General features: G+C 64.2%; 11 protein-coding genes. All 11 read right to left on the reverse strand.

Annotated features, from left to right (window positions below; genetic code table 11):
- Positions 1-73: 73 nt before the first annotated feature.
- A complete protein-coding gene (hfq, locus tag AC2VLV_RS05955) occupies positions 74-319 on the reverse strand; it encodes an RNA chaperone Hfq (protein ID WP_013123378.1) in 246 nt (81 codons plus the stop codon).
- A gap of 105 nt (positions 320-424) precedes the next feature.
- Complete coding sequence (gene der, locus AC2VLV_RS05960) at positions 425-1,822, reverse strand: ribosome biogenesis GTPase Der (protein WP_486989098.1); 1,398 nt, start codon at positions 1,820-1,822, stop codon at positions 425-427.
- Between the two features lie 9 nt (positions 1,823-1,831).
- Positions 1,832-3,001 carry an outer membrane protein assembly factor BamB gene (bamB, locus tag AC2VLV_RS05965; RefSeq protein WP_486989099.1) on the reverse strand — a complete coding sequence of 390 codons (1,170 nt, stop codon included), beginning with the start codon at positions 2,999-3,001 and terminating at the stop codon, positions 1,832-1,834.
- The gene (locus AC2VLV_RS05970) at positions 2,998-3,636 is read right to left on the reverse strand and encodes a YfgM family protein (protein ID WP_486989100.1); all 639 of its coding nucleotides are present in this window, start codon (positions 3,634-3,636) and stop codon (positions 2,998-3,000) included. The genes bamB and AC2VLV_RS05970 overlap by 4 nt, the downstream gene beginning before the upstream one ends.
- Before the next feature lie 42 nt (positions 3,637-3,678).
- A complete protein-coding gene (gene hisS, locus AC2VLV_RS05975; RefSeq protein ID WP_486989101.1) occupies positions 3,679-4,956 on the reverse strand; it encodes a histidine--tRNA ligase in 1,278 nt (425 codons plus the stop codon).
- A 5-nt stretch (positions 4,957-4,961) separates the two neighbouring features.
- Entirely contained in the window at positions 4,962-6,245 is a 1,284-nt protein-coding gene (gene ispG / locus AC2VLV_RS05980) for a flavodoxin-dependent (E)-4-hydroxy-3-methylbut-2-enyl-diphosphate synthase (protein WP_486989102.1), read from the reverse strand.
- An 11-nt stretch (positions 6,246-6,256) separates the two neighbouring features.
- Complete coding sequence (locus AC2VLV_RS05985) at positions 6,257-7,171, reverse strand: helix-turn-helix domain-containing protein (protein WP_486989103.1); 915 nt, start codon at positions 7,169-7,171, stop codon at positions 6,257-6,259.
- 6 nt (positions 7,172-7,177) lie between these two features.
- Entirely contained in the window at positions 7,178-8,011 is an 834-nt protein-coding gene (gene pilW / locus AC2VLV_RS05990; protein WP_486989104.1) for a type IV pilus biogenesis/stability protein PilW, read from the reverse strand.
- Between the two features lie 32 nt (positions 8,012-8,043).
- Entirely contained in the window at positions 8,044-9,183 is a 1,140-nt protein-coding gene (gene rlmN, locus AC2VLV_RS05995) for a dual-specificity RNA methyltransferase RlmN (protein WP_486989105.1), read from the reverse strand.
- Positions 9,184-9,239: 56 nt separating this feature from the next.
- On the reverse strand, positions 9,240-9,665 hold the full coding sequence (ndk, locus tag AC2VLV_RS06000) for a nucleoside-diphosphate kinase (protein WP_486989106.1): 426 nt from the start codon (positions 9,663-9,665) through the stop codon (positions 9,240-9,242).
- A 78-nt stretch (positions 9,666-9,743) separates the two neighbouring features.
- Positions 9,744-10,835 (reverse strand): pseudouridine synthase (locus AC2VLV_RS06005; protein ID WP_486989107.1); only part of this gene is annotated, 1,092 nt, incomplete at its 5' end.

A 10,835-nucleotide genomic window follows, 5' to 3' on the forward strand; every position in this document is an offset into this window, starting at 1 on the left:
CGCGTCGTCGGATGAGGGTCGTCGCTGCCGTACGCTGACCAGTGCAGCGCGCTCAGTGCCCTGAGATTGCCCTTCAGGCTGCGGGTGCTTCTTGCTCACCGATTTGGAATGAGACGGGACGTGCCGGAACGACCGTGGAAATGGCGTGCTTGTAAACCATCTGGGTGACGGTATTGCGCAGCAACACCACGTATTGATCGAAAGATTCGATATGACCCTGCAACTTGATGCCATTGACCAGATAAATCGACACCTGGACATGCTCTTTGCGCAGCAGGTTCAGAAAGGGGTCTTGTAGCAACTGCCCTTTGTTACTCATCTTATTCTCCATTGGGGTGAGGAAAGCTTAAATGGCATTCATGGTCTGGAATGCAAGAGGCTGGAAAATACCATAGTGCCAGCGCAGGCCGCCGCACCGGGGCCATCAGTCGTCGCGCGCGTAGGGGTTGGTGCTGCTGCGGTATTCCACCCGCAAAGGGGTGCCCGTTAAGTCGAATTTTTCACGCAATTGACCTTCCAGATAGCGCGTGTAGGTGGCGGGCACCCGGTCGAGCGCGCTGCCATGAATGATGATGATCGGCGGGTTGGTTCCGCCCTGGTGCGCGTATCGCAACTTGGGCCGCACCGGGCCGGAACGCGGCGGCTGTTGCTGCGCCACCGCCTCGATAATGGCGCGCGTGAGCTTGGGGGTGGGCAATTTGCGATAGGCCGCGGCGTGTGCCGCAACGACCGACTTCATCAGCCCGTTCAGGCCCGAGCCGGTACGGGCGGAAATGCTGTGAAATTTCGCAAAGCTGACGAAGGGCAGACGCTGACGGATGGCGACCATCAGGCGTTCGCGTCCGTAGGTGTCCACCGCGTCCCATTTGTTGGCCGCCAGCACGAGCGCCCTGCCGGCCTCAACGGCAAAACTGGCGATATGCGCATCCTGGTCTGAAACGCCTTCGGTCGCGTCGAGCAGCAGCACGACGACGTTGGCCTGCTCGATGGCCTGCAGCGTCTTGATGACCGAAAATTTTTCCACCGCCTCGAACACCTTGCCTTTGCGCCGCAGTCCAGCGGTGTCGATCAGGATGAACTTGCGACCGCCGCGCTCGAACGGCACTTCGATCGCATCGCGGGTGGTGCCGGGCATGTCGAAGGCAATCACCCGTTCTTCACCGACCAGCGCATTGACCAGCGTGGATTTGCCGACATTGGGACGGCCGGCAATGGCCAGACGCAGGCTGTGCTCACGCGGCTTCGCGGTCTCGGCGCCGGGATCGGGCGCGGTTTCGGCGGCGACATCGCTTGCCGCCTCGGTCTCGGGCATCACCTCAGGTTGCTCGGAAGGCAGCGCTTCCAGAATGCGTTCCAGCAGATCGGGCACCGAGTCGCCGTGGGCGGCGCTGATGGAAAAGGGCTCGCCCAAGCCGAGTTCGTGGAATTCGGCCAGCGCCGGATGGCCATGCCGACCTTCGGCTTTGTTCACTGCCAGAAGAATGGGCTTGCCGGTCTTGCGCAACTCGGCGGCGATATGCAGATCTTGCGGACTGAGTCCGGTGCGCAAATCGACCAGAAAAACCACCAGATCGGACTCAGCAATGGCCTGGCGGGTTTGCCGGGCCATCTGGTGCACGATGCCGGTATCGACCACAGGCTCGAAGCCGCCGGTATCGACCACGATGACCGGCCGATCCGCCATGCGCAGCATGCCGTAATGACGGTCGCGGGTAAGGCCAGGCATGTCGGCCACGATGGCGTCGCGCGACCGCGTCATGCGGTTGAACAGAGTGGATTTGCCGACGTTCGGTCGGCCCACGAGTGAAACGATAGGGGTCATGTCATCCGATCAGTCCGGCACGAAGGCGTAGACCCCGCCCTTTGCCGTGACCGTCACCAGGGTCTTGCCCACCACCACGGGCGCCGCCTGGATGGCGCTGCCATCGGTCGCCACGCGGCCGACAATGCTGCCGTCCTTGGCGGAGAGAAAACTGATATAGCCCTGATAGTCACCCACCGCCACCGTGCGACCGACCAATAGCGGCGCGCTCAGCTTGCGCCATTTCATCTGGGCATTGGTCCAGCTCGGTACGCCATCGGTGGCCGAATACGCCTGCACGTCACCGTTAGCCTGCGTTCCGACGACTTCCTGATTGTTCATGCTCAGCGCGGTGTAGCCGTTGGCGGAGCGCGTCCAGAGCATGCGGCCGGTATCAGCGTCCACGCAGCCCACGGCGGATTGGTAGGCGCGCGCGCACAGCACCGAGCCGAGCAGCGTCGGTTGACCAGTAATGCCCACCACGCGCTCGACCTCGGTCACGCCCCGGGCGCGTGCGAGTGTGGCCTGCCAGCGCGGCAAACCGTTGTCCAGATCGTAGGCATCGATGCGCCCGAGGCCGGTGCCGATCATCACCACACCGTTGCGCTCCACGATGCCGCCTGCCTGTTGCACCAGCAGAGAAGCGGCGCGGCTGTCGGCTTGCCACAAACGCTTGCCGGTCGCCGCATCAAAGGCAAACACGCGCTGATCGGCTGCCTGGACGATGATGCGACCATCGAACACGGAAGGCGGCGTGAGCACCGTGGCCGGTAACTGATAGCGCCACAGCAACTGGCCCTTGGGACCGATCGACACGAGGCCGTTATTCTTGTCGACCACGGCGGTAAAGGTGCCGTCACTCCCCGTCCCTGCGCTGATGCCCGCAACCACCTTGGCCGACCAGACCACATGCCCGGTGGCGCTGTTCAGGCGCATGACCTGCCCGTCGGACGAAGCCAAGACGACGGCGTCCGGCAGCGTTGCCGTCTGGAACCACGCGGGCACCTTGCCAATCTGCTGTGTCCAGGCTTGCTTGACGGTCAGGATGTTGACCACCGGGGTCAGCGGCATCGGCTCAGGCGGCTTGGAGCCCGAAGCGCAGGCGCCCAATCCCGCGATCAGCAATAGAGGCAGAGCCAGACGCGCCAAACGCACGAAACGTGGCGCCACAAAGCGGGAACTCTGACGGGCCGCGCTCATGCCGCACCTCCGCCGACCGACTGCAGTTTTTGCTCCACCGCAGCGCGCTCCGGTGAATCTGCAGGCAATGCCTTGAGTGCTGCTTCGTAAGCGGTGCGGGCCGCGTCGCGCTGGCCTTGCAGCATGGCCAGATCGCCACGGCGGATGTCAAACAGGGAGGCGAAAGTCGGCTCGGGAACATCAGCCAGGGTTTTGCTCGCCTCGGCATATTGTTTGGCATCGATCTGCAAGGCCGAAAGATTCAGCCGGGCCACTGCGCGCGCGCTCAGTCCCGCCGCATGCTCGGAGGCCCACTTGAGCGCGGCAATGGCCTGCTCGCTTTTGCCCGCGTCGTGCAAAGACTTGGCCACGGCGAGCGCAGCCATGCCCGCATAGGCACTCCCTGGCGCCTTGTTCTGCATGACGGCCCAAGCCTGCTCGATCTTGTCAGGGCTATTGCTCTGGAGGGCGGCCTGCACCTGCTCGAACACCACCGCCGCCTTGGCACCTTCGTTGCGCTGCCACCATTGCCAGCCGTAATAGCCGGCAAAACCCACAGCGACGGCCAGCACACCCGCGGAAATCTGGGTACCCCAACGCTCCCAGAAATGACGCATCTGGGCGATCTGTTCTTGTTCTTCGAAGTTGTAGCTCATGGGACGATGGGAGACGAAAAGCGGCTATTTTAGGTTGGCCATTCAGAGCAGAGCGCAAACCAGCGTCTGCAAGGGTTCCAGCGGGAGCATGCGCTGCTGCTGCGCGCCCTGCGCGCCGCGCAGATCCTTGATGCCGACCTGCCCGGACTGCAATTCCTGCTCACCGAACACCAGCGCCCAGCGCGCGCCGGAGGCGTCGGCCTTTTTCATTTGCGACTTCATGCTGCCGCCGCCCATGTGAAGTTGCACCCGCACTCCGGCAGCACGCAAAGACTCGCACAGGGGCATGACACGCGACATCAACTCAGGACTCGTCAGCACGGCGTAGGCATGGGGAGCGCTCACGGGCGCACTCTGACCCGCTTCGATCAGCAGTTCGAGCACCCGCTCCATGCCCAGCGCCCAACCGCAGGCGGGCGTGGGCTTGCCGCCGATCTGCTCGATCAGTCCGTCGTAGCGTCCGCCCGCGCAGACCGTGGCCTGCGCGCCCAGCCGGTCGGTCACCCACTCGAACACCGTGAGGTTGTAATAGTCCAGCCCGCGTACCAGTCGCGGGTTGAGGGTGAACGACTGCCCTGCCGCGCGCAACAGCGCCTGCACCCCCTCGAAATGCGCCAGCGACGCTTCGCCGAGGTAGTCGATGAGCTTGGGAGCCCCCTCAACCAGCGCTTGCATGGCCGGATTCTTGGTATCGAGCACGCGCAGCGGATTGCTGTGCAGGCGGCGGCGCGCATCTTCATCGAGTTGATCGATGTGTTGTTCGAGATAAGCGATGAGCGCCACGCGATGCCGCGCCCGCTCGTCCCTCTGACCGAGACAGTTGATTTCGAGCTTGACCAGTTCGCTCAGGCCCAGACGCGCCCAGAGCTGACGGGCCATCAGAATGAGCTCCACGTCCACATCCGGCCCGGCAAACCCCAGCGCCTCGGCGCCGACCTGATGGAACTGGCGATAGCGCCCGCGTTGCGGCCGCTCGTGGCGGAACATCGGCCCGGTGTACCAGAGCCGCTTGCCGCCGTCATACAGCAGCGAATGTTCGATGCACGCGCGCACCACGGCCGCCGTGCCTTCGGGCCGCAGCGTGAGCGGTTCGCCGTTGAGCGCATCGGTGAAGCTGTACATCTCTTTCTCGACGATGTCGGTCACTTCGCCGATGCCGCGCACGAACAGCGGGGTGTATTCGAGTATGGGCGTGCGCAGATTCTGGTAGCCGTAGCTGCCCATGAGCGCGCGCACCTGCTCTTCAAACCACTCCCAGGCCGCCGATTTTGGCGGCACGATGTCATTCATGCCTTTGACGGCACTGAGTTTGTCTGCCATGAAATTCAAGCCACCTGTTCAGGATGGCGATGGGGCGCGCCGTAGCGCTGTTGAACGTATTGCTCGACGATGGCCTGGAACTCGGCGGCAATGTTTTCGCCACGCAGGGTCATGCGCTTTTCGCCGTCGATGAACACCGGCGCCGCCGGCGCTTCGCCGGTACCCGGCAGGCTGATGCCGATGTCGGCGTGCTTGCTTTCACCCGGGCCATTGACGATACAGCCCATGACGGCCACGCGCAGTTGCTCCACGCCGGGGTAGCGGGTACGCCAGACGGGCATCTGCGCACGCAAAAACGTGTCGATGCTCTGGGTCAGTTCCTGGAAAAAGGTGCTGGTGGTGCGGCCGCAGCCGGGGCAGGCGGTGACGCTGGGTGTGAAGGCGCGCAGGCCCAGAGCCTGCAGGATTTCCAGCGCCACCACCACTTCTTGGCTGCGCGGCGCATTCGGCTCGGGCGTGAGAGACACGCGGATGGTGTCGCCGATGCCCTCCTGCAACAGCACGGCCAGCGCCGCAGTCGAGGCCACCGCACCTTTGGTGCCCATGCCGGCCTCGGTCAAGCCGAGATGCAGGGGATAGTCGCAACGCGCCGCCAGGGCACGGTACACCGTGATGAGATCCTGCACATTGGAAACCTTGCACGACAGCAAGATCTGCGCCGGATCCATCCCCAACTCACGAGCGCGCTGAGCCGATTCCAGCGCCGAGAGCACCAGCGCTTGCGCCATGATCTGGCGCGCCTCATAAGGCTGGGCGCGGCCGGCATTGACGTCCATCAGGCTGGCGAGCAGTTCCTGATCGAGACTGCCCCAGTTCACCCCAATGCGCACGGGTTTGTCGTAGCGCTGGGCGATGTCGATCATCTGACCGAACTGCTTGTCTTTCTTGTCGCCCTTGCCCACATTGCCCGGGTTGATGCGGTACTTGGACAGCGCACGAGCGCAATCGGGAAAGTCGCTCAACAGCCGATGGCCGTTGTAATGAAAGTCGCCGATGAGAGGCACCGAAACACCCATGCGGTCGAGCTGCTCGCGGATGGCAGGCACGGCCGCCGCGGCCTCGGGCGTATTCACCGTGATGCGCACCAGCTCCGAGCCGGCCACCGCAAGCTCTTTGACCTGAATGGCTGTACCGATCGCGTCAGCCGTGTCGGTATTGGTCATGGACTGCACGCGCACCGGCGCGTCGCCGCCCACGGTCACCACGTGATCGCCCCAGACCACGCGAGCCTGACGCGTGCGGTGGCGGGCGGGCACGGCTTCGCAAATGGGAGGGTCGAGCAATTCCATGAATGACCGATTTATTTCAGGGTGAAGCGCGCGACGTTCGCTCGCGTATCCGGGGTGAGATCGACGGGCTTGCCTGCATAGCTCACCGTGGTATGCGGCGCGTTGCCCACCACGATGGCCAGCGGCGTGCTTCCCACAGGCACCTGAACACTTTGCGGCGCACCGGGTTGCATGAGCTGCGAAAAAATCACCTTGCCACTGCTGGCGGTGACTTGCACCCAGCTCGGTGCGCTCGCCGCCAGTTGCAGCGCATTGCCCGAAGCAGCGCTGGCCGCAGCGGAGGCTACCGGCGCAACTTGTACGGGCGCCGAGGCCACCATGGTGGGCGTACTCTGCAAGGCCAGTGGCGACGAACCGGCCTGCGCAGGATGCGACGCAGGTTCCGACGCGGCATGCGAGGCCGACTGCGAAGCGGCAGGCATCACGCTTTCCACCGTGCCCTGCGCGGATGCTTGAGGCTTCGCCGCGCTCGGCATCAGCCCCTCAGTCAAACCCCGCAAGGCGGGCCAGAAAAACACCACGGCGGCCAGCGCAACGATCAGCACCGCCAACCAAAGCAGACCGTGCGATTTACGCGCGCCCCCCGCCGCGCGCGGCAAAGGACGCTCTGGCACGCGTGCGGCCAGATCCGCGCCCTCCTCCTCCGGCATCGGGCTGTGCAGCACTGGAGCGCCCGGAAGCAGATCAAGCAAGGGTCGCGCATCGATCTTGAGCGCCTTGCAGCAACTCCGCAGCAGCGCACGGCCGAAGGTGTCATCGGGCAGCGCAGACCAGTCACCCGCCTCCAGCGCAGCGATCTTTGCAGGGGCCACCTTGAGCTGTGCGGCAAGCTCTTCGACATTGCGCCCGGCCGCCGTGCGCGCCTCGCGCAGGGCGGCCCCCGCCTTGGCACGGCTGGCAATCAGTTCCGGAGTGGGTTCAGTCATACGGGATCAGTAGTTCAGCAGGGCGGAATCATCAAACTTCCCCTGCTGCGCGGCGATGGCTTCACGCGAGTCTGGAAAGCGCTGTTCGAGCTGATTGGTCCATAGCGCAGCATCCACCCCATTGCCCGCCTTGCGAGCAATCAGAATGCCGACCCAGAGCGACTGGGCGCTGGCGTACTGACCACTGTTGACGCGGGCAATGTAGAACAGCGCTTCCTTGGGCTTGCCCATGCGGTCGAGCACGACGGCCAGATTGGTGGACAGCGCAGGATTGCCCGGGTCGAGCGCGAAGCCCTTTTTGAGCGTGCCTTCCGATGCAGCCAGATCTCCTGCGCGGTATTGGCACACCCCCAGCGCCAGATAAGTGCGCACCGGATACCGGTAATTCTGAATGGCCAGGGCCTTATTGAACTGAACGAACGAGTCCGGGTAGCGACGCTGCTGACAAAGGAACCAGCCGTAGTTATGCAGCGCATCGGGATTGTCAGGTGAGAGCCTCAGCGCTTCGCGGTAATTGGCGTCGGCCTTGGCGCTGTCGTTCAGCGCGGTGTAAATGAGCGCCCGCATGGTGTAGGCGGGCACGAAATCAGATTTGTCCGCCAGCGCCTTGTTCACCTCTTCAAGCGCCACGGTGAACTGCCCGCGCTGGTAGTAGCCCTCGGCGAGTTCCAGACGCAACTGAACACGCTTGAGCACATTGGTCTGCTGGGCGCTCAAAGCCGCACTTGATCCCATCTCTGCCGCGCGCTGCGTCTGCGTGGCACAGCCGCCGAGCAGCGCAGCGCCCGCCATCAGCAAACCGAGCACGGCCACCCGCCAGGCCGAAACGTGGGACCGCACGCAAAGATTCAAGAACATGGGCAAAGTCTCCCTCAATGACCGAGGCGGGCCGCAGTCGGCGCGGCGGCAGCCTGCTGCATGCGGATGACGCGGCGGGTACGATCCTGCACCTCGCCCGCCAGTTGACCACAAGCGGCGTCGATATCGTCGCCGCGGGTTTTGCGAACCGTGGTGACCACGCCCGCATCGAGCAGCACCTGGGCAAACGCCGCGACCCGCGCCGCGGATGATCGCTTGAGCCCGGACTGGGGAAACGGGTTGAACGGAATCAGATTGAACTTGCAGTTGACCTGCGCAGCCCGCACCAACCGCACCAAATCCTGCGCCAGCGCCGGGGTGTCGTTCACGCCGTCGAGCATGCAATATTCGAAGGTGATGAAGTCGCGCGGGGCAAAGTCGAGATAGCGCTTGCACGCCGCCAGCAGTTCGTGCAGCGGGTACTTGCGATTGAGCGGCACCAGTTCGTCACGCAGCGCATCCACGGGCGCATGCAGCGAGACCGCCAGCGCCACCGGACAATCCTGCGACAGCCGGTCGATCATGGGCACCACACCCGAGGTGGACACCGTGACACGGCGCCGCGACAGGCCATAACCGTCGTCGTCGAGCATGGTGCGCAGCGCGGGAACCAGCGCGCTGTAGTTTTGCAGCGGCTCGCCCATGCCCATCATCACCACGTTCGAGATCGCGCGCTCCCCCTCGGGCAGACCCAACTCGCGCCGCATGGTGAACTCGGCGTGCCAGAGCTGGGCAAGAATTTCCCAGGTTTGCAGATTGCGACTGAAGCCCTGATGCCCGGTGGAGCAGAACTTGCAGTTCACCGCACAACCGGCCTGCGACGACACGCACAGCGTGTTGCGCTGTGTTTCGGGAATGAACACCGCCTCAACGGCGTTGCCCTGACCCACATCGAACAGCCATTTCACCGTGCCATCTGCCGAGCGCTGTTCGCTGAGCACAGGCAGCGCAGCGATGTGCGCATGCTCACGCAAAAATTCGCGCAAAGACTTGGCCAGATCGCTCATGGCCTCGAAATCGGCCACGCCCTTCTGGTGCATCCAGCGAAACACCTGCCGCGCGCGAAACGCCGCATGGCCGTGACGCCCGAACCACTCCACCAATCCGTCGCGATCGAACTGGAGAAGATTGGTGGAGGTCAGTTCGCCAGACATGGGCGCGGCATCAACGGGGAATCGGCGGGGGGATCAGCAGACTAATCAGCAAACGATCAGCGGGAATAGACCGCCATTGCCGGAAAGAAAAAAGCGATTTCCTGCGCTGCGGTTTCCGCCGCGTCGGAGCCATGCACGGCATTGGCATCGATGCTGTCGGCGAAGTCGGCGCGGATGGTGCCAGGGGCGGCTTTTTTCGGGTCGGTTGCGCCCATCAGGTCGCGGTTCTTGAGAATGGCGCCTTCGCCTTCGAGCACCTGGATCATCACCGGGCCCGAGATCATGAAGTCCACCAGATCCTTGAAGAACGGACGGGCTTTGTGCACCGCATAAAACGCTTCAGCCTCGGCGCGCGAGAGATGCGCCATGCGCGCAGCGGCGATTTTCAGACCGGCCGACTCGAAACGGGCGTAGATCTGGCCGATCACGTTTTTCGCAACGGCGTCGGGTTTGATGATGGAGAGCGTGCGCTCAATGGTCATACTTTGCTCCTGAAATCAAAGGGTTAATTCATCATTGTAGACAGCACCGAACTTGTGCTGCAGGGTCACACACAGGGCTCAGCGCCCGCCGCGATTGCCACCGCGATTGCCACCGCCACCGCCACCACTACCTCCACCGCCACCGCTGCGTCGGCGCCCGCCAGAGGGGCCGCCCCCGCCGCCCGTGCGATGCGGCCCGGCATCTTTGTGGATGTAACCGAAACTGGTTTTCATCGGATCGGGCTGCGAACTGCCCTGCTTGCCGCCCGATTTGCGGCGCGATTGTCCGCCGGGCTTGTTCCCGGTCGAGAAATTGCCTTCGCCTCCCCAGGAACCGCCGCCGCTGCGCACCACCGGGCTCTTGCCGAACAGTGCCTCGACCGTGGTGCGGGCGTAGCTGTCCGGCCCGGGCTGCTGCTGGTCGCCGCCCTGCCCCTTGCCGCGTCCGCCGCGGCCACTGCCACGGCTGTCGTTGCGCCGACCGCCCTGGTTCTGCCCGTTCGGGCGGCGCGCGGGGCGATCTCCCGCACCTGAAGGCGCCTCGCCGCTGCGACCTTGCAGCGCCTGCACGAGCGATTTGTCGAGCTCGACAAAATCGCCGCGGCGCAGCCCCGCAGGCAGCACCACACTGGCGTAGCGCACCCGGATGAGACGGCTCACCGTCAGTCCAACCGCCTCGAACATGCGACGCACTTCGCGGTTTCGCCCCTCGGAGATAACCACGCGCCACCAGCGATTGGCGCCCTCGCCGCCCGCCTCTTCGAGGCTGAGAAAACGCGCCGGACCATCGCCCAACTGCACGCCCTCGAGCAATTCGTCGCGGGCCGTAGCGTCAAGCTCGCCCAGCACCCGCACGGCGTATTCGCGCTCGGCACCGTAGCTCGGGTGCATCAGCCGGTTGGCCAGGTCGCCCGAGGTGGTAAACAGCAACAGGCCCTCGGTGTTGATGTCCAGCCGCCCGACCGCGGTCCACTTGGACCCTTGCAGCTTGGGCAGATGCTGAAACACCGTGGGACGTCCTTCCGGGTCTTTGAACGACACCACTTCACCCGTCGGCTTGTGATAGGCCAGCACGCGGGCCTGGGCCGGCCGCAGGCGGCGCTTGATGATCTTGCCGTTGACGCGAATCTGGTCGGTCGGCAGGATGCGCTGCCCCAGATGCGCCGGTTC

The organism is Thiomonas sp. TH-17 (genome assembly GCF_057473305.1).

Coding starts and splice junctions, on each gene's coding strand:
- hfq (WP_013123378.1), bottom strand. CDS start 319: ATGAGTAACAAAGGGCAGTTGCTACAAGACCCCTTTCTGAACCTGCTG.
- der (WP_486989098.1), bottom strand. CDS start 1,822: ATGACCCCTATCGTTTCACTCGTGGGCCGACCGAACGTCGGCAAATCC.
- bamB (WP_486989099.1), bottom strand. CDS start 3,001: ATGAGCGCGGCCCGTCAGAGTTCCCGCTTTGTGGCGCCACGTTTCGTG.
- AC2VLV_RS05970 (WP_486989100.1), bottom strand. CDS start 3,636: ATGAGCTACAACTTCGAAGAACAAGAACAGATCGCCCAGATGCGTCAT.
- hisS (WP_486989101.1), bottom strand. CDS start 4,956: ATGGCAGACAAACTCAGTGCCGTCAAAGGCATGAATGACATCGTGCCG.
- ispG (WP_486989102.1), bottom strand. CDS start 6,245: ATGGAATTGCTCGACCCTCCCATTTGCGAAGCCGTGCCCGCCCGCCAC.
- AC2VLV_RS05985 (WP_486989103.1), bottom strand. CDS start 7,171: ATGACTGAACCCACTCCGGAACTGATTGCCAGCCGTGCCAAGGCGGGG.
- rlmN (WP_486989105.1), bottom strand. CDS start 9,183: ATGTCTGGCGAACTGACCTCCACCAATCTTCTCCAGTTCGATCGCGAC.
- ndk (WP_486989106.1), bottom strand. CDS start 9,665: ATGACCATTGAGCGCACGCTCTCCATCATCAAACCCGACGCCGTTGCG.